The 18,125-nt window shown below is 37.6% G+C and carries 17 protein-coding genes; 7 read left to right on the forward strand and 10 right to left on the reverse strand.

Going from position 1 to position 18,125, the window contains the following annotated elements:
• Positions 1-27 precede the first annotated feature (27 nt).
• Both NYE42_RS08855 and NYE42_RS08860 read left to right on the forward strand, forming a co-directional pair.
• A complete protein-coding gene (locus tag NYE42_RS08855) occupies positions 28-1,824 on the forward strand; it encodes a T7SS effector LXG polymorphic toxin (protein WP_352426910.1) in 1,797 nt (598 codons plus the stop codon).
• Positions 1,825-1,844: 20 nt separating this feature from the next.
• Complete coding sequence (locus NYE42_RS08860) at positions 1,845-2,303, forward strand: SMI1/KNR4 family protein (RefSeq protein WP_013352370.1); 459 nt, start codon at positions 1,845-1,847, stop codon at positions 2,301-2,303.
• Between the two features lie 305 nt (positions 2,304-2,608).
• Here the strand turns inward: NYE42_RS08860 and NYE42_RS08865 are convergent, their stop codons facing one another.
• The gene (locus tag NYE42_RS08865) at positions 2,609-2,698 is read right to left on the reverse strand and encodes a putative holin-like toxin (RefSeq protein WP_076982784.1); all 90 of its coding nucleotides are present in this window, start codon (positions 2,696-2,698) and stop codon (positions 2,609-2,611) included.
• A 242-nt stretch (positions 2,699-2,940) separates the two neighbouring features.
• Between NYE42_RS08865 and NYE42_RS08870 the strand changes: the two genes are divergently transcribed.
• The 4 genes from NYE42_RS08870 to NYE42_RS08885 all read left to right on the forward strand — a co-directional run bounded on the left by NYE42_RS08870 (position 2,941) and on the right by NYE42_RS08885 (position 5,840).
• On the forward strand, positions 2,941-3,144 hold the full coding sequence (locus NYE42_RS08870; RefSeq protein ID WP_021493638.1) for a hypothetical protein: 204 nt from the start codon (positions 2,941-2,943) through the stop codon (positions 3,142-3,144).
• Between the two features lie 128 nt (positions 3,145-3,272).
• Positions 3,273-4,046, forward strand: a complete 774-nt coding sequence (yunB, locus tag NYE42_RS08875) for a sporulation protein YunB (RefSeq protein WP_342497381.1) — start codon at positions 3,273-3,275, stop codon at positions 4,044-4,046.
• 218 nt (positions 4,047-4,264) lie between these two features.
• The gene (locus NYE42_RS08880) at positions 4,265-4,597 is read left to right on the forward strand and encodes a YolD-like family protein (RefSeq protein ID WP_352426911.1); all 333 of its coding nucleotides are present in this window, start codon (positions 4,265-4,267) and stop codon (positions 4,595-4,597) included.
• Positions 4,590-5,840, forward strand: coding sequence for a UV damage repair protein UvrX (locus tag NYE42_RS08885; RefSeq protein WP_342497383.1), 1,251 nt, complete (start codon positions 4,590-4,592; stop codon positions 5,838-5,840). Before NYE42_RS08880 ends, NYE42_RS08885 begins: the two co-directional genes overlap by 8 nt.
• A 163-nt stretch (positions 5,841-6,003) precedes the next feature.
• Here the strand turns inward: NYE42_RS08885 and NYE42_RS08890 are convergent, their stop codons facing one another.
• The 7 genes from NYE42_RS08890 to NYE42_RS08920 all read right to left on the reverse strand — a co-directional run bounded on the left by NYE42_RS08890 (position 6,004) and on the right by NYE42_RS08920 (position 13,307).
• Positions 6,004-7,164, reverse strand: a complete 1,161-nt coding sequence (locus NYE42_RS08890) for a Rap family tetratricopeptide repeat protein (protein WP_342497384.1) — start codon at positions 7,162-7,164, stop codon at positions 6,004-6,006.
• 151 nt (positions 7,165-7,315) lie between these two features.
• The gene (locus tag NYE42_RS08895; protein WP_022553060.1) at positions 7,316-7,594 is read right to left on the reverse strand and encodes a hypothetical protein; all 279 of its coding nucleotides are present in this window, start codon (positions 7,592-7,594) and stop codon (positions 7,316-7,318) included.
• Positions 7,595-7,934: 340 nt separating this feature from the next.
• The gene (locus NYE42_RS08900; RefSeq protein ID WP_014417851.1) at positions 7,935-8,186 is read right to left on the reverse strand and encodes a phage holin; all 252 of its coding nucleotides are present in this window, start codon (positions 8,184-8,186) and stop codon (positions 7,935-7,937) included.
• Positions 8,187-8,206: 20 nt separating this feature from the next.
• On the reverse strand, positions 8,207-8,599 hold the full coding sequence (locus NYE42_RS08905; RefSeq protein ID WP_014417852.1) for a hypothetical protein: 393 nt from the start codon (positions 8,597-8,599) through the stop codon (positions 8,207-8,209).
• A 114-nt stretch (positions 8,600-8,713) separates the two neighbouring features.
• On the reverse strand, positions 8,714-9,757 hold the full coding sequence (locus tag NYE42_RS08910) for an N-acetylmuramoyl-L-alanine amidase family protein (RefSeq protein ID WP_342497386.1): 1,044 nt from the start codon (positions 9,755-9,757) through the stop codon (positions 8,714-8,716).
• Positions 9,758-9,928: 171 nt separating this feature from the next.
• Entirely contained in the window at positions 9,929-12,478 is a 2,550-nt protein-coding gene (locus NYE42_RS08915; RefSeq protein WP_352426912.1) for a peptidase G2 autoproteolytic cleavage domain-containing protein, read from the reverse strand.
• Positions 12,479-12,491: 13 nt separating this feature from the next.
• Positions 12,492-13,307: a hypothetical protein gene (locus NYE42_RS08920; protein ID WP_020954192.1), complete on the reverse strand. Its 816-nt coding sequence runs from the start codon at positions 13,305-13,307 to the stop codon at positions 12,492-12,494.
• 498 nt (positions 13,308-13,805) lie between these two features.
• Between NYE42_RS08920 and NYE42_RS08925 the strand changes: the two genes are divergently transcribed.
• Positions 13,806-14,381 (forward strand): DUF6037 family protein, encoded by a 576-nt coding sequence (locus tag NYE42_RS08925; protein ID WP_199022537.1) that lies wholly within the window; start codon positions 13,806-13,808, stop codon positions 14,379-14,381.
• Between the two features lie 288 nt (positions 14,382-14,669).
• Here the strand turns inward: NYE42_RS08925 and NYE42_RS08930 are convergent, their stop codons facing one another.
• Together NYE42_RS08930 and NYE42_RS08935 are read right to left on the reverse strand one after the other, a co-directional pair.
• Positions 14,670-15,368 (reverse strand): hypothetical protein, encoded by a 699-nt coding sequence (locus NYE42_RS08930; protein ID WP_127010393.1) that lies wholly within the window; start codon positions 15,366-15,368, stop codon positions 14,670-14,672.
• A gap of 117 nt (positions 15,369-15,485) precedes the next feature.
• A complete protein-coding gene (locus NYE42_RS08935; RefSeq protein ID WP_352426913.1) occupies positions 15,486-18,125 on the reverse strand; it encodes a phage tail protein in 2,640 nt (879 codons plus the stop codon).

An 18,125-nucleotide genomic window follows, 5' to 3' on the forward strand; every position in this document is an offset into this window, starting at 1 on the left:
ATAAGATTAAGTGGAAAGGGGACAGATATGAAAGTATTTGAAGCATCCTCGTTAATCTCAGCTGCGGAGAAACGAGCAAAAGAATACGATCAGATTAGAAAACAATTTATTAATCTCAGAAAAGCATTTCAAGGAATGGCTGATCTAGATGACAGTGAGTTTTCAGGCAAAGGTGCTGACAACATTAAAGCCTTTTTCCAAGATCACGCAGGGGTTACTGACAGCTGGCTTGACCTAATAGATATGAAGATTGCTTTTCTTAACAGTATTTCAGGAAAAGTAGCTGATGCGGGACTGTCCGATTCGTTTGTGGAAGAGTCATTTTTAGAACATGAGTTGATTCATGCGAAGAATAAATCAAAAGCCATCATGCAAGAGCAACGTAATGAAATGAGGGATATTCTTAATGAGATAAGTGATATCATTCATCTAGATGTTTTCTCTACAGAGGATGTCGATCAAAAGCTGGATTCAGCAGACAAGAAACGGGACAATACCATACACAAGCTCGGAAAGCTCGATCATGATCTAACGAAGGAATACGCAGAAACCGAGGCAAACGAACATTTCATTCAAGCAGATTTTCAACAGCTCCAAAATGCCACGGGTAAGGGGAAAAATGCAACACCACTTCACTATAACGCCAAGGCGTACAGAGAAAGTGACATACATAAGAAAAAAGGCGAGATTGCAAAACACTCAGACACATATTTAACGTTTAAGAAGGAAGAAGCGAAAGAGCGGGAGATCAAGGAACTGAAGAAAAAGCTCGCTGACGGAGTAACTGATCCGGATGAGTATTTGGAAATCGCGAAGAAGATCGGCTATGAAAACCTTGAACCTTCCCAGCAGCAATATGTGATCCAGCTTGAACAAGCAAAACAGATGGAAGAAGCCGGAGAGGTGACTTGGGATATATTAAAGGGAGCTGGCCTCGGTCTTTATGATGTCGGGAAAGACACGGTAACCGGTTTATGGGACTTCATAACCGATCCGGGAGAAACCTTGTCAGCACTGGGGAATGCAGTACTTCATCCTGTTAAAACATATGATGCTGTTTCGGCAGCAATCGAGGAATCGTATCAAAAAGATATGGTGAACGGAGATGCTTACTCCAGATCAAGATGGGTGACATATGCTGTTGGTTCAGTGGCTGTAGCTGTTTTTGGAACCAAAGGTGCAGGAGCCATTAACAAAGCAGATGCAGCAGGCAAGGTCATAAACAAGGTAGGGCAGGCAGGGAAGAGAATTAAGGACGTCAAGATTCCAGATTTGCTTCCGTATAATCCTAAGTATAAGCTTGCTCTAGCCGATAATGTACCATACAATGTGGTTGACAGCCAAAACCTTAAAAATGAACTTTTGACCAATGCAAAGAAATTAGATGAAACAAGAAAGCCATTTACAGGTCAGAAAGTAGATGTCCCTTGGTTAAATAAAGAAAAATATGAAGCATACGAAATAGACGGTAAGGTAAAAGTTAAAGGAGAGCCTAGAGATGTAAGCCGTAGGGTATATACAATGAAAGATATTGATCTTAATCAAAAAAATCGTAAAGGCCTTACGAATCTTCAACTTATGAAAAATGGTAATGCTCCGTTTGCTAAAGATGGCACGCAAATAAATTTACATCACTTAATTCAAGAAGAGCCTGGCACTATGCTAGAGATACCTGAAAGCTGGCATAATAAGTACAGTGATGTTTTGCATGGATTAAAAGGGAATGGACAGAGTTTTAGAAATGATCCTGTGCTTGATAAACAATATAAAAGTTTCAGAAGAAGGTATTGGAGATGGAGAGCTCAGCAATTTGAGAATCATTAAGAATAAGAGGTGAAAGTTTAATGGATTATTCGAAAATAAAAACTTTCTTTGATGAAAATAAAGAAAATTCAATTCTCACGGGAGGAGTCACTGGAGATCAAATTAGAGAAATAGAAGAGTATCTCAATGTAACGCTTCCAGACAGTTATAAATGGTTTTTAACTGAGTATGGTTCAGGGGGAGCATACGGAACAATGATACTCGGATATGACTCTCACGGTGCTGAAGTTGTCGAACAGACCAATGAATATAAAAAATATTATAACCTTTCCGATGGTCTTGTAGTGATCGAATATGTAGATGAATTTTCTTATTGTCTTGACACTAACAAGATGAAAGGTGGAGAATGCCCAGTCATTCTTTGGGATAACCAAGAGGGATATGGTAAACAAGTTGGTAGCACATTCCTAGAGTTTTTAATAGAGGAACTAGAAGAAGCTAAAGACGACTGGATTGAGGATGAAGACTGGGACGATTAAGCAAAAGTATTGCACTTGTGTAATGGATGAATAAGAGACCGCAGGATTAAAATCTATAAATAATGGTTTTATCCATAAAACAAATGTTTTGCAAATTATTTCAATGGTTTCATTTAATGTGTTATAATCAAACTGTAAAATACAGACTGGTTACAGTGTATTTCTTTAATAAGAAATGCATAAAATAAAAAGACCAGGGTGTTGGTAGCACCCCGGCTCTGTACAAAAAGCTACCCATCAAAGGGCTTGCTCAGCAGTTATTCGTGATAGACCTGTCCCTTCAGGATTCCAGTCTCAAGGGAGGTCTATTTTTTATTTATATACGTCAACAGGGCGATTATAAACGACCCAAATGCAAGCATTAACATTAATGCCTGAAATGTTGACATAAGCATCACCCCCTTTCGTAGGGGATGAGCAAGACTCCCTTGAGTGAGCAAACTTAATGTACAGGAATCATTATACACTAATTCCAAATATATGTCTGTGATTGTAGGAGACAGATTACCAAGCTGAAACAGTCAATTGAAAATCAAAGTTTGATGATTAAGACAATATCATGTAACCTTTATTGTATAAGTGCATCTTGGCTCTTATAATTTTAAATTGTTGAAATTAACTAAAGGAGAATCTGGCGTTGGAATTTACTTTAGCTAAACAGGTTTTAAAGTTTTCATTAACAAGTGGCAAAAGGGCAGAAATAAATGTGCCTCCAGTGCTCAATAAACAAGACATTAAGATATTAAAAAGCCAATTAAGTGTTATGGAGATGCAAACAAAAATATCTAATGAAGATATGAAAAGAAAAAGGATTAGAAAAACGAAAATAAGCAGGATATAAAAAATAGCCCGTCATTTGCGTGATCCGAAAGGAAAACAGTGCTTTATGTTGGAGTTTTTAAATGTGAAAATAAATTACTATGTCCCCCCTTACAAGCATACATTGTGATATGTAAGGGGGGATTTTTCTTGCCTAGATACCGGAGCGCTCTTCGCAAGAGAGGGCCTTTGCCTTTTCGATATGTGCTTCTTCTGTCGTTTGCTTTTTTTATCATATCGACGGTCATCAGCCTCTGGATGATCAACTCCTCAATCAAACCGGTGCTGATGAACATAGGAGAAATGGAAACCAAACGGGTGGCGACAGAGGTCATTACGGAATCCATTGAAGAATACATGTCTCACAGCGACAATGTGAAAGATATGGTCGATATGAAAACGGATGAAAACGGAAAAGTCACAACGATGGATTTTAATACACAAATGGTCAACAGTATGAAGGCGAAAGTGACAAAGCAGCTTCAGGCTCATCTGAAGGAAGCGGAGTCGAACAATAAGCAGCATGAAACAGAAAAAGGCGCGAAAACGGCCGATGAAATTATGATTAACATCCCTTTAGGGCAGGTCACGGGAAACAGCATTCTCGGAAATCTCGGGCCGAAAATCCCCGTGCGCTTTAACCTGATCGGAGATGCGTTAACTGATGTGAAAACAAAAATAAAGCCGTACGGCATTAACAATGCCCTGATCGATATCAGTATTTTTGTGGAAATTAAAGTAAAGGTCATTATTCCGTTTGCCAGTAAGACATCAGTCGTGACAAATAATATACCGGTCTCCATTAAAGCGATTCAAGGAGAGGTGCCGCAGTTTTATAACGGAAGCGGCGGATCAGGTGTGACGCCTTCCATTCAGCTACCGAATGAAAAACAAGAGAAATCCGGAGCCGATAAAGACAAATAAAGACACACAGCTGCCAGAAAAGAATGCGGCTGTGTGTTTACTTTTTCCTGCGGATTTCTTTTAGCTCTTGGAGAGAATTCAATGTCTCGACTAGAGAAGACCATAGCATAGGTGATGAATAGTCATTTCCAACAATTACATCGAACTATTGTTCTTGTTTATATTGAATAAAGAACGTTTGTTCTGTTAATATTAGATCAATAAAGGAGTGATTCAAAATGCTTAGAGATCGAGGGACGATCAAATGGACTTCCATGATGCTTCCAGAACATTTAACGCAATTAAAACAGGACTTGTTAGATGTTTCGAAAATGGAGAAGCCATCTTTAGATGAACAACAAATTGAGGAGATTGACATCTTGGTTTCTGAAGCAATGGCGCTGAATAAAGAACTGAAGTTTAAACTCTTTAAAGAAGGAGTTGCCGAGGATTTAATCGGCACAGTTCAATATCTCAATTACGAACAACACAAATTACATTTAAAAGATCAACACGATCAAACCGTATACATCACCATGAATGACATCATAGGAGTTGCTTACAATGATTGATTACTCACAGTTTCCACGTAAAAATATACTTTGTGTAGATATGAAATCCTTTTATGCTTCAGTTGCAGCTGTAACAATGGGATTGAATCCAATGACATGTTATCTCGCTGTAGTTGGAAACACGGATAGACAGGGAAGTGTTGTCTTAGCAGCATCTCCTGCACTTAAAAAAGATTATGGAATCAAGACTGGCTCCCGGTTATTTGAGATTCCAGATGATCCAAGAATTCACATAGTAAACCCGCAAATGAAACTTTTCATCAGAGTTTCAACTGAAATCACTAAATTGTTTTACAGGTTCGTTCCTGAAACATGTGTACACACTTACTCAATTGATGAATCTTTTTTAGATGCAGGAAAAGAAAATCCAGAAGCCATGGCAGAGGCAATTCAGAGCAGTATGAAGAGAGAGTTTGGCTTAGTTTGTACTGTTGGTATTGGTGACAATATGCTACTGAGTAAGTTAGCTCTTGATTTAGAGAGCAAGAAAACAAAGAATGGGATTGCACGGTGGAGATATGAAGATGTTCCTAAAAAGCTTTGGTGTGTTCATCCGTTATCTGAAATGTGGGGAATAGGAGGGAGGATGGAGAGGAATTTAAACCGGATGGGGATCTCAACTGTTGGCCAATTAGCTAATTATCCATTAGAGCTGCTTGAAAAACGCTTCGGCATTATGGGCAATCAGCTTTATTATCATGCCCATGGAATCGACCTTTCTGAAATTGGAGCTCCTTTGATGCAAGGGCAAATAAGCTACGGGAAAAGTCAGATATTACTTAGAGACTATACGAAGAAAGAGGATATCAAAGCAGTCCTCTTGGAGATTTGTGAAGAGGTTGCACGGAGAGCGCGAACGCATAATAAAGTAGGGCGCACAATCAGCTTGGGAATTGGTTACAGTAAAGATGAGTTCGGCGGTGGCTTTCACAGAGCTAAAACAATTGATTTACCTACAAATATCACAATGGATATTTATCGAAATTGCTTGATGTTATTTGATAAGTTCTATACAGGCAAAACGGTACGAAGTGTTTCAGTTACCTTATCCAATATTGAAGATGATGTAAATCAACAATTAAGTCTGTTTGAAAAAGATAATGAGAAGAGAAGAAAGCTTGGATTTGTTATGGACGGGATAAGAAATAAATACGGATCTAAAGCGATATTACGAGCTGTTTCCTATACACCTGGAGGCACAGCTTTGTATAGAGCAGGTTTGACGGGTGGACATAAATCATGAGAACAGAGAGTAGCTCCCTCTGTTCTCCTTACAAAGTCATTAGTTTTTTACGTTTCGGCTCTTTCAGCAACCTTGAACGTATCATTTTGTTGTTGGAGATAGGAAGCACCCACTGTTCCGGCAACGCCGAATAATAGAACTGCACAGATAAATAGTTTAGTTTTCATATTGCTTCTCCCCTTTTGATTTGTCTTCTTGCTTCATTTGCCAAACGATAAAATTCAACTGCACCCCAAGCATCCTGTTTTCCAGTGAGAAAATCTGCTACAGAGACACCATAGCTTTCCATGTCAGGGTATATACTTCTTTCTTCGAAGAACTCGAATGTTTTCCTAACTAAGTCTAAATCATAGTTCAAGAAAAGTCCTTTAACCATTTTTAACTTTTCAAGCACCATTTCATTGTTATGCCGTTCAGCCAACTGTTTGGCCTGTTCATAAAATTTTTTTGCGTTTTCAATGTCATTTTGCCTTCCCTTTAAGAAGGAGATAACAAATAATGTTTTAGCAGCGTAATCATGATTTTCCGGCTCAATGATTTGAAGTGACTTATTAAAGTGAAAAAATGCTTTATCAAGTTCTTCCATTTGATTATAACATAATCCAATATTAAACAGTGCTGAACGCATCAAATGCCCACGATTCTTTTCACTTTTGTTTAGCTCTACTGCTTCCTGATACGCTTTGTATGCTTGCTTTAAAGCTTCATCAAACTTCATACTGTCCAATAAATTACCAAATATGACGAATTGACAGCGTACCTTTTGTACCCCGTATGTAGGGTTACCGTCAATAACAGGTTGCTTTTTAAATATATCGTAAGCCCTCATGGCATAATTCATTGAAAAATAAGTCTGTTTCATGTGGTAATACACTTCTGATAATTTAAAATAAAATTCAGCTTTTTCAACTTCAATATCTTCGCTCTCGATTGAATCCAAATATCTCTCAGCTTGTCTATAGTGATTAAGGGAGAATGCCAACTCCTTTTGTCTAAAATAGAACATGCCCATGAAAAAATAATAGTAATATTCGAGCATTCCTGTTAAGTTTTCATGACCTTCATATGCTTTTAACTCACCATAATTTTTCTCAATGTCTTTTATAGCGTTAGGATACATATATGCCAACATTAACTTATGTCTAAACTCAAGCAGGGAGTAGTATAGTAAAACATCTTGATTTTCTTCCATAATTTTTATTTCCTGCATAACTTCTTTCCGCATTTCTTCTGCTCTACCGACCCAATTCTTTTTAATAGCCACATACCAATGATTCATCTTTGTTGCTACTAAATCATAAGGAATGACCTTTTCACTCTTCAAGTCCTAAACCCCTTTCATATCCATTTTATTATATAGTTACATTAGAGGAAAGAAATGTAAAGGGGATTTGAGTGAAAATTAAAAACAAATCAATAATTCGATTTTGAACGAAACGAAAAAAATACCCTCCTCGTTAGAGAAGGGTACGTGATCAGTTTGCTGTTGCTTTCAGTGAGGCAAGCCACTCATCTAATGTTCCTGAGAAACCTTGTTGAACAGCTAATTCATATGCTGATTTTCCATCTTTACCGGCAGCGCCAGTAGCACCTTTAACCCCGGTTGCACCTGTAGCTCCAGTGTCGCCTTTTTCACCTTTTAATGATGCTAACCATTCCTCTACAGTTCCTGAAAAACCATTGTCCACTGCAATATCATAAGCAGACTTCCCAGTGACAATTGAGACATTAACCATCGGATTGAAGAAACTCATTTATGCGCCCCCAAAAAGTTATATGTTATTCCTGACTCAGAAATCTTGAAGCTTGTGATAGGTGAATCATGAGCGTCCATTTGAAAGCCTTGCCCAGCTCTTAAATAGATAGGATCGCCACTATTGATTGATACGTGGCATTCCTGATCATTTAAAAAGCTGAACTTATAGAAAGAATATTTAATCGTCCATGTATCAGGTGGGGAAGGGATTACTTCATGGTTAGACTTTGACTTCTCAAGCATTGGACTCCCGATATATCCAGATCCTATTTGCATGACCAACAATCATTCCTTTCTTAATTAAAAAAGAAAAAAAAGGGGAGATGAAATCCCCCGAGTTATTTTGGTTCTGTGTATTCCATTGCTTGATCACTATCTGAGATACCTGTAGTGGTTGGATCCACCACAATTCCCATGGCAGTTAAAAATGTCAGCAGTGCATTAAATTTCTCAGTGAGATCATCACTAAACACAGAAATATCGTATCCAAAAGCTGATGCAATTGCTTGTGCAAACAAAAGAGTTGCAGAGAAGATTGCAACCAGGAATGTTTTCTTTTTAAGTCTTACTTTCCAGTTAATTTTAGTCATGAAATTCGCTCCTGTTCATTTTATTTAAGCCCAAAATGTATGAGTAACCAGGCTGCGACAATAGTCGCAATTACACTGGGCAGTACCTTAAACACAAGGTCTTTAGTAAACTGAGAGGGATCAATTTTGCGAGTAGAATCAGAGCGTTCCAATATTTCAACTCGATTGTCCAGTTTTTCATATGATTTACTCAGATTTTTTAAACTGTTGCTCATTTCGTTCAGAGTGCTGAATTGTTCTCTCGATTGTGCTTGAGAATCCTTATTAATTTCGACTTGCTGCTCAACAAGCGTAGCAATACGACCAATAACATTTGTTCTTTCTTCAAGAGAGTCAATTTTGTTATCAGTGTGCTTAGCTTTTTCTTCAAGTGCACTTAATCTTGAAATGGTGCTTTGCTCAAAGTTATCCATTTGTCACCAACCTTTGATAAAATAGAAAGGTGACATTACATCACCTCCTAAAATAAGAGGATAATCATTGATATACCTCGATCAACAACAATCCTCAAAGATTTTTAAATATATTTAGATTTTTGACCCGAACTGTCCAGAGATGTAGCCACGTCTACCTTTGTAGATAACTTCCCAATAACCCTTAGCATTGTTCGAACCTTTCACTGAGCCAGAAATGTTGACGGTATCACCTAGCTTCACAGTGCCGAGATTCTGTGCTTTGTTTTTATCAGGTCTGTCCATTACGATTGCAGCGCTTTTTACACCGACAATTTTAATTTTGCCTACAGATTTGATACCACTGCTTTTAGGCTTAGAAGTGGATTTAGGCTTTGGGGCTGATTGTCCAAGCTCAGCATCGCTTTTAATGTATTTCACATTTACGTATCCGCTGTATGTAGCACCTTTGGAGTTTGTATATTTGATATATCCCCAACCGTTTTGAGTTGATCCCTTTTGATATTGGACAGTGGAGCCTTTAGGAAGAGCGAGTACAATAGAGGAGTTTGCATTGCGTTGGGTTCTCACATTAAGACTGTCAGCGATAACTGTGTTCTTAACATAAGAACCATTTGTTTTAACGACTTTTGTTGGCTTTGAAGATGAGGAAGAAGTATTTCCGCCGAGTGCTTTCAATTCAGCAGTAATAGCAGCTTTAACAGCATTCCAACGTCCTTCATCAAGAACTCGATGCGGGCAATACTTGCCAGACCAGTCTTGATGCTTTTTAACTCGATCTACGCCCCAGCCACGTTCTTTAAGGAGTTGTGCAATAAACTTAATAGCCAACGCTTCAGCTTTTCTATAGCGTTCTCCACCCGACTTGGAGTAGCAAACTTCAACACCGATTGACTTGCGGTTTCCAGTCCCGTATTCACCATCACCACAATGAAAAGCATTTCGGTTTGTTGGGAGTCCTTGAACTACCTCTTTATCGTCTACAGCGAAGTGATATGATACTGTTTCATTATTATTTCTCATATAACTGATCTCATTATTTGCGCTTGCGTCGTTTGCTGTATTGTGGAAAGTAATATACTCAGCTGTCATAGCATAGGGACCTTTGATTGAATATTTTTCTGGGGATACTAACATTTGTCTCGCTTGAATAGCCATATTAAACATCTCTCCTAAAATTAAATTTGAGCACAAAAAAGAGAGAAGGGGACAAATCCCAATCTCTCTTTATCTCACGTATGCTCTTGTTATCTCTGTTTTTGGATGTTGTAAATTGAATAAAATTTATATTTTAACTAGAACATAATCACCTCCTTTAGTTTCAAAGGATTACTTAATTAAGCATATAGCAATGCCATAGCCAAGCTTGTCTGAATATGGAGTTACAATCTCCATAGCCTTCCAGGAGTAAAATCTGTCTTCTGTTTTTGTGCCGATGCCATAATTGCCTTCAATCCGATCTCCAACAGAAACGGTGTTGTCCACTTTCACATAAACCTGTCCAAGCAATCCTACTATATTCCATTCAGGGCGTTCTTCACGAGGGACGTAATCTATTTTTTCAATCCACTCAGGGTTTACTTTAGGCAGTTTCTTAACATCACCGGTTTCTGGGTTGACCACATCTTCATATATGTATCCACCGAATTCATTCTTTAAATATCTACCTTGCCAGTGAATATCAGCTCCGCCTAAAATAGTCCCTGCAGTTTCGGAAATTACTCCGTGTACATCTTCACCTTTTCTCGCCGGGCGAATTTTAGCTCCTTCAAGAGTGACAATTGTTCCTGTTGGTATTGCTTTTCCGTCTAGGCTTTCAAAATACTCAGCGTAATCACTGAAAGTGGCTCCGCCATTTATTTTGCCGGTAGATGTTATGTCTCCGTTCCAGGAGTTTAGCATCCATTTGATATTCGCTCTGGACGGGGTAGAACCATATCCACCAACCACCATATAGCGATCATTTGCACCGAGTTTGACTCCTCCCGAAGATAAGATAGTTCGTGAGACATTGTCGCCTTCAATGTGGGATTCGTTTGAAGACATGACTGTGCTACGCGAACCGCTAACGGAACTTGCTCCGGAAGAGGAAAATACTCCTGTTCTAACCCCAGTTGCTTTTGCTCCACCAGTGGTCCCTATAACAGCAGAAGCTTCACCTGATACTTCAGGTTGTCCAGTAGACGCTGCTATTAAGCCGGTGCTAGATTTGGGTGCTCCAGAAGAGGTTGCAATCCTTGTTCCGCCTTTTATATTATTTGGTACAAAAGTGTAATCAACTCCTGCAATTCTGGCAGCCTTTTTGTATTTTTCCACTGAAATTCCCATAAGGCTTACCTGAGAATTAGAACAATATACACCAATACTGTCAGCTTTCCCATCACCTATTAAACTTGCATTAATAAGCTTTACATTTTCTGTGCCACTGCCAATACGCACGCCGATTCTCGCCGATTCAAAACAATTCACATTTGAAATATTTACATTATCTGATTTTTGATCCCCACCGTATACATAAATGTCAGCTCCAGATGTTTTGAAGTTAGAAATAGAAAGATTGTTTAAATTGATGTTTCTTGATTTAAATTGTGTAGCGATTGCGGGATTTCCTTTGTAATCATAAAAAGGGTCTCCAATTGCGTTAAAGTTTGAAATGTTGACATTTCTGTAAGCTGAGATTACTAGTGCTCGTGGGCTCAACTCTTTATAAAGGTCACTAAAAATTGGGGACTTCGCAGTACAGTTAACAACATTAATGTCGAATGCACTAGTGGAAATTTTATCAGAAGCACGATGAAAGCCGATGTGTCTAAAATCAAATGCACGAATGTCATTCTCTGAGTAGCAGTTGATTAAATTAACGTTTCTTGCTGCAGGCGCTCTATTGTGGGCTTTAACTTCAAAACCTCTGCAGTTTTTTTGACTGTTGCAGTTCACCAGCCATACGTTTCTAGAACCGTCGTCGATTTCAAAACCATTTGAATTTGATGAGCCTTTGTCATGAGCAGACCCATTGGCATTGTATGCGTGACAATTAGTGAAGTAGATGTATTCAGAATAGTGAGTTGTGAAGCCATCGTCACCGAAATTAGTTGCAGTACAGTTTTCAATCCAAACATATTTACTGCCCTTCGGTTGATAATAATCAGCGCCATCTGAAGAAGTGTTCCAAATAGGAGAGCTTACATCAAAACCATGAAGACCGGGATTTCGGGCATTGACGTTTCTAACCCGAACAAATTTAGAGTTAACAATACCCACACAGTTTGCATTTGTCCCGTTTGTGATGGTGTTATCCTTTTTGTCTAAATTCCAATCGAGGTCTAAGTCTTCAATTAAGATATATTCGTTTCCGTTAGTATAGTCACTGTTGGTAAGAACGCAAGATGTTCCAGCAGCTGTAGGATGAAGTTTGATAATAGACCCTGATCCAACACCATAGAGTCTGACATAAGAGGGAATATGCAATCCTTGAACCATATAAATACCTGCAGGAACAAAAACTTCTCGCTTCCCACTTGCAAAGGCAGCTTTAAAAGCTTCAGTGTCATCAGTGACACCGTCACCCTTAGCTCCAAAATCCTGAACATTGACACTTCGTCTGATAAATTCATTTAGGACTTTATCAACAATTGTTGCACCGGATGCAGGGATTTTTGAAATGTCTCCAATAGTGTTTGTGATATCTGTTAAGCCAGAATCGACTGTACTTATTACGTTTTTAATATCCTTAGAAGCTTTATCAAAAGCCTCTTGAATATCGTCTGCAGTATATCTAATATTATTTGATTTTAACCCGATAGCATCAATGGGTATCCATTGCTCTGTTTCTTCGTCCATATAACCCATTGTGTTTACAGGAATTAAATTGTCGTTCAATATATACTCCTCCTTATCCTTTTCTAATCCAAACCATACTTCCGTCAGGGGGTTCTACAGAAGGTTTTATCCTCATCTTTTTGGGAGCATTGTTCGTTCTCAACCATACTGACCTGATGTTGTAAGGCTCTACATAGCTAGAAACAATGTTGAAACCATCATACTTATCTGAGACGCTAATATTTATCCAGTCAAAACCATCCCATCGATATTCAATGCCTGTTTCTTTTACAGTGACAGTCCAACCAATTTGAGGGGAAGGATAAGTGCTTAATAAATCCTGATAGGTGTACACAAACGGCAAGTAAATCTTCCTAGTGTTCTCAACTACATACTCATAATCTGATGTTGCTTGTCTGCACCAATTTGTTATTTCAACACATCGCTTGGTGACACGTTCACATTCAGCAATACGTTCGTTGATACGAATAATGGCATCTTCAGCATCATCAATTAAGCCTTGAAGTGTTTCAATGACCATATTTCCTTGCCGTTTAATCCAAATTCTTGAGGCAGGGAAGAAGGATGCACCTTCTCCTTGATATGTAAAAGTAAGTGATTTGCCTTCATTTGAACCATTGAAAAAGACAACTCCCATAAGGTAATCAACCTTAAAGTAGTTGTCTTCTAATTCACCATCTTCAATTTCTCGCCATTCTTTACTGTCACCACTAACCTCGACTCTGTACTCACGGTTAGGTACTTCTGTAAGTAAGACTCGACCATTGTAAACAGTTAAAGTTTCACTATAGCTTAAATAAGGGTCATCGATTGAACCCTTCCTTTTTTGAGAAAGGGTAGGGTCGTTATAGAGCTGAGGAAAATCCAAACTAAATTCACCGTCCTTTCTTATTGTGTAATTGATTTGAGCAATTCTTCCAAGTGCGCGACTCTCTCTTCTAAACTCTGCAGTCTTTTCTCTCTAAGCTTTTTTCCATTTACTCCTAACAATTCCCATGATCACTATGTATACAATCGCAATACCAACAGTTACATCCTCAATTTTTATAAAAAAGCTATTCAAAATTATTAATAAAAACGCTAGTACTGACGCAAACCAGTGTATAGATTCATATTTTTTGTCACTCATTGCTGATCCCCTCACTCTTTCTGTTAAACACTTTATATACCAAAATCCATCATGACACAATTTCTACTATGGGATCAAGTGGTAAAATGGTATATAATTTACAAGGTATTTTTAAGTAAAAAAGGGGTATTTTCGTATGAAAACGGTCAAGTCTTTGCATAAAAGTCATCTGTTTAGTGGAAAAATAGTCCATAGAACATTAAAATTGAATGATAAACATCAAAAAAGGAGATGGCCATGAAACTAGATGGATTAGAAATTCTTCATCAGAATATGAAAGAAAACAATTTGGAACGTGTGAAGTTTGATTTTAGAAAAAACGGAAAACTTTTTAAAGTGATCTTCTTAGCTGATATTGACCCATATAAACTTTTAATTGGTGTACGTTCTGAATTATTTTGCCTTTCCGTGTCTGTAAGTACTGACTATGATATAAAGCCCTCTATTGACAGAGACCATTATAAGGCTTTAGTTGAGATTTTAGGATTACAGTACGATCCGAATAATCCTTTTAAACCAAAGTACTTTTTCGAAGAATTAAATATTCAGATTCCTGAAAGGGTTAATGTTAATTCAAGAGTTGCAATTCACGAAATAGCTGAATTGAATCGTCCAGCTTATGAAGATGGAGAGAAGATTTATTTCAAAGGGTGGAAGGATAATAATATCAAAGGTGAAAAAGTGCAAAATCTGCAAAAAACTAGAGAGTGTTTAGGTGAAGAAGCCTACCAAATCTGTAAAGAACATAATATTAGTAGTGTATGGACGAAGCACAAGGCAGAATCAAAAGAGTTCTATTTGTATAAAGTATAAACATTTACAGTTATTTATGAAAGTTATACAAACATGTCTTAGCCGAGAATCATTAAGGGAATCTTTCCTCATTTTAGAAGGAAATAACCGTTTTTTGTCGAATAGTATAAAGTCCTGTTATTCTAAGATGATGAAGAGGTGATTACTTTGACAACAAAACAATACATTCCCTTAAATGAATCCGGTAAACGGCCGGTTCCTCAAGCTCCAAAAGTTCATAAAGGCAGTAGTGAGACAAGGTCGGGTCGGAGAGATACTGCGTCTGCACCAAGACCGCCTCAAAAATAATTACTTAATAATATGTTCGGTATTATCTAACTCATTAACTACCAGCCCTGATTTGGTATCAACATAGGTTCTTTTAACAGGATACTTATATCTTTCGTATGCTTGTTTCCATTCATCAGGTTCTTGTAAAATTAATGCACGTTCCGCCTCAAAAGGGCGGGACATATTTGAAATAGCTCCATACATTCTGTTATCTGGATTATTTAAATAGTACATTTCTACTATCAGAGAAGGAGTCTTTTTTTTCTTTTCATTGTCACCTTTTTTGTTTTCTTTAAAAGCAAGAAAAAAAGTGTCCCAAATGGACGTGGTCTCATCTAAAACAACCATATTTCTAAACAATCTAATTTTGTTAATCACCCAAAGGAAAATGTTGTATAAAGAGACTGCCCAAATAGCTGAGACAAGCAAGCTTGAGAATAGTGTTATAATTGTAAAGCAGGTTAAAAAGCGAATATCCTCGGCGTTGTTCTTAATATCTTCCACAGTCTTCATGTATGACCACCATTGCCCGCTCTTGGCAAGAATATTCATAACCCATATGTTTATCGAAGAAACAGGAATCCACAATAAAGCTGATAAACCAACAAGTTCACCAGCATTGTGTTTAACTGCTGGATTTATACCGAATATTTGTATCCAAAAGTAAGCTAATAACCCTGGTAAAGAAAAAATGAGTACTGAGATTAATTGTTCCATTTATTTTACCCTCTCCTAATTGTTAATTTAATTTATTATAACCTACATTACGGAGCGACTTCTTTATATTTCCATTGTAAAATCAAAAAAAGACGCATCCAATAAGGATACGCCTGTTTATTGTACATGCCTATATGCTTCCCAGATATACTTGATGTTTAATTTATTCCCTCTTTGATTACTGTCTGAGCCTGTTATAAATCCTAGTTCATTTATGCTTCCGTAGGTAGAGTTTCCTCCAATTAGGGATATTCCCATTTCATTTACCTGATACGTATAACCTCCTGTCTCATCAATTAATAGCATGGAATCATTAGAAGACACTGGCCACACTTTCACATGTGTTGGAGTGAAAGGCAGCAATATTTGTTTACTAATTGTTCCATCACCCACATACGTTCCTTTAGCCATCTGAGGAACATCAGAGGATAGCGCATATTCTGAGTGTAGTTTACCCCCAAGAAACTCAGCGTTGCCATCTATGGAACCTGTAATGATTCCTTGGTCATTACGTACAGGTATTGTATTAGGCGTGGATAGCGTTGAAGTCGTGTAACCATTTAATGAATCAGCCGATCCCGCAGAAGACACAATCCACTCTTCGCCATTAAAAAGCTCTTGTTTATTAGTCTTTGGATCGATCCAAATCGTTCCCGCTTCTGGCGCAATGGGCTTTGTCTCTGTAGATATTGTATAAAGTCCGTTAACTTTTCCATCGAGACTTCCTTTCACTTCAACGGAATTAGAGGGGAGGTAGGGGTTTTCTGATTTAACACTTGAGACTACAATGTCAGATCTAATATATCCATCAGTAGCAATATTGGGATCAACGCTTCTATATGCTTGTACTCCAAATGTGTAATACTTGTTAGGAGTAAGGCTTGTGAAAACCGCTTTACGTTTTTCTCTATCAACAGTCAAGCTATTTTCATGTGCCATTGTTGCTCCAAACATGTATTGATCCGGTAAATCGCTGGCATATGCAATTATTCTGAAGCCGTCTATATTATTTTTATCAATTGTGTAATCATCGGGGTATTCCCACTCAACCGTAATGTCAACAGAACCGTTATCATTTACAATGTGTGACAAAGTTTGTTTAGAGGATAGGGTAGGGGGATCAACAGGAGTAGAAATTTGATCATTTCTCTGCGTGAAATTGTAATACACTTTTTCGTAGTCCAGTTTTCTTTGATTAAATTCGGAAGCTGCTTTTTGAGTTTTGTATCGGGACTTGATTTGTTTATCCAGGGCACTTTCTGCACGCTTACCATTCGTTATTGACAATGCCATAGTTGAATCATCATGATTAATGACAATCTGCGTTATCGTTGCTTTTACATTTATGCCGAGCTCTTCATTGACAACCTGAACGATATCCCCTAGATCAAATTTATCCCAATAAAATTGATGATCAATGCACTTGAAGAAGTTGTATACGCTAAGGTTTGTTATATTAATGGGCGGAGAACTTTTGGTTGCCATTTCTTTTAGACCAGCTTCATATAAATCAGATTCATCAAAGATATTGTCATTCGTCCAGGTATCTTCATATGTGATCTTGGACAGTTCACTCATTAGCTTTTCCCCGAAAAAATTCTCTTGGGATAACAATCCTCTAAGGTTTTCAGTGTCAGTTGCATTTTTCGCAATGCTGCTGATTACATTTTCAATTTCTTTCTGGTTTTTGTTTACCTCTACAAGTTTATCACTCAGTTGTTTGTTAAGATCATCAATTGGATCCTTTGCGCTCTTAGCAACTTCAATCTTATCTAAAATCTGTTTTCTTTCAATTTCAAGTGCTGCTTTTTCTGCTTCTAATTGCGATCTTTGATTATCAAGTTGTGTTTTTTCATCTAAAAGCGCTTTGAATCGTGTTGAATTCTCATTTACTAGCACATTGTAATCTAATATCCGATGTGCCAGCTCATCACTTATTCGTTCACTTGACCTTATTACATTTCTATTTTCATCGCGTTCAAAAGGATAGAGGAAAAACGAAAAGTCATCTAAATAGGGCTGTCCTGTTGGATTAACTGAGTTAATGCCTATTCCGTCTTTTCCTACAACTCTAAGCCTTGTAACAACTTCTTCTAGGTCGTCCGGATCTGAAACATCAATCAAAAATTGCCCTGGTTTAAACTTTACATGTTTAAATTCGCACAGCTCTTCTTTCTTATGGAAGTGAATAATTTCATTCTTAGTGTCAAACTTCAATGTTGCATCAAATGTTTCAGCGATTTTAAACAATAGGTCAAGCCGGTTTGTGCTAGTTTCATCGAATGAGCGGCGTTTAATATTAAAATCCTCATAAACATAGCCGATATTCCATCCAGTTGTTTTTAAACAATCCTTAGCAGCTTCAGTTAGATTTCGAGATAAGTTTTCATACGCATCAATTTTCTTTCTGTATAGGAGATAGTGAAGACTTTTACAGCTTACTCCTATCCGTTTAGAATCGCTTGCTTGTTTTCTATCCACGTTCGTAATGACATACCAATGTTCTCCATTTTTATAATTAGCTTTAATCAAGAATCCCACTTTAAGAATATCCGCAATATGATTGCGTTTCTTGACATGACGTTTTAGAATAGTTGTCGGAATTTCAAATGAAAGTTCATTATAGCCGCTCCCAAAATTTTCTGTTGTGGAGGCGGAAAAGAAGGGGAGGACGTTGGCTATTTTTATTTTATTTGTGGTTGTTAATGACAGCTTTAATTTATCGACCTTAATATTTCTATTTATTCGTTTTCTCAT

The sequence above is a fragment of the Bacillus sp. FSL K6-2865 genome (assembly GCF_040311405.1).
GTDB classification, from domain to species: domain Bacteria; phylum Bacillota; class Bacilli; order Bacillales; family Bacillaceae; genus Bacillus; species Bacillus velezensis.

What these genes read in the sequence shown, in the direction of transcription:
- NYE42_RS08930 (WP_127010393.1), bottom strand. Translation starts at nt 15,368, where the DNA reads ATGGAACAATTAATCTCAGTACTCATTTTTTCTTTACCAGGGTTATTA.
- NYE42_RS08935 (WP_352426913.1), bottom strand. Translation starts at nt 18,125, where the DNA reads ATGAGAAAACGAATAAATAGAAATATTAAGGTCGATAAATTAAAGCTG.
- NYE42_RS08905 (WP_014417852.1), bottom strand. Translation starts at nt 8,599, where the DNA reads ATGGATAACTTTGAGCAAAGCACCATTTCAAGATTAAGTGCACTTGAA.
- NYE42_RS08865 (WP_076982784.1), bottom strand. Translation starts at nt 2,698, where the DNA reads ATGCTTATGTCAACATTTCAGGCATTAATGTTAATGCTTGCATTTGGG.
- NYE42_RS08860 (WP_013352370.1), top strand. Translation starts at nt 1,845, where the DNA reads ATGGATTATTCGAAAATAAAAACTTTCTTTGATGAAAATAAAGAAAAT.
- NYE42_RS08855 (WP_352426910.1), top strand. Translation starts at nt 28, where the DNA reads ATGAAAGTATTTGAAGCATCCTCGTTAATCTCAGCTGCGGAGAAACGA.
- NYE42_RS08895 (WP_022553060.1), bottom strand. Translation starts at nt 7,594, where the DNA reads ATGAGTTTCTTCAATCCGATGGTTAATGTCTCAATTGTCACTGGGAAG.
- NYE42_RS08885 (WP_342497383.1), top strand. Translation starts at nt 4,590, where the DNA reads ATGATTGATTACTCACAGTTTCCACGTAAAAATATACTTTGTGTAGAT.
- NYE42_RS08910 (WP_342497386.1), bottom strand. Translation starts at nt 9,757, where the DNA reads ATGGCTATTCAAGCGAGACAAATGTTAGTATCCCCAGAAAAATATTCA.
- NYE42_RS08880 (WP_352426911.1), top strand. Translation starts at nt 4,265, where the DNA reads ATGCTTAGAGATCGAGGGACGATCAAATGGACTTCCATGATGCTTCCA.
- NYE42_RS08900 (WP_014417851.1), bottom strand. Translation starts at nt 8,186, where the DNA reads ATGACTAAAATTAACTGGAAAGTAAGACTTAAAAAGAAAACATTCCTG.
- NYE42_RS08925 (WP_199022537.1), top strand. Translation starts at nt 13,806, where the DNA reads ATGAAACTAGATGGATTAGAAATTCTTCATCAGAATATGAAAGAAAAC.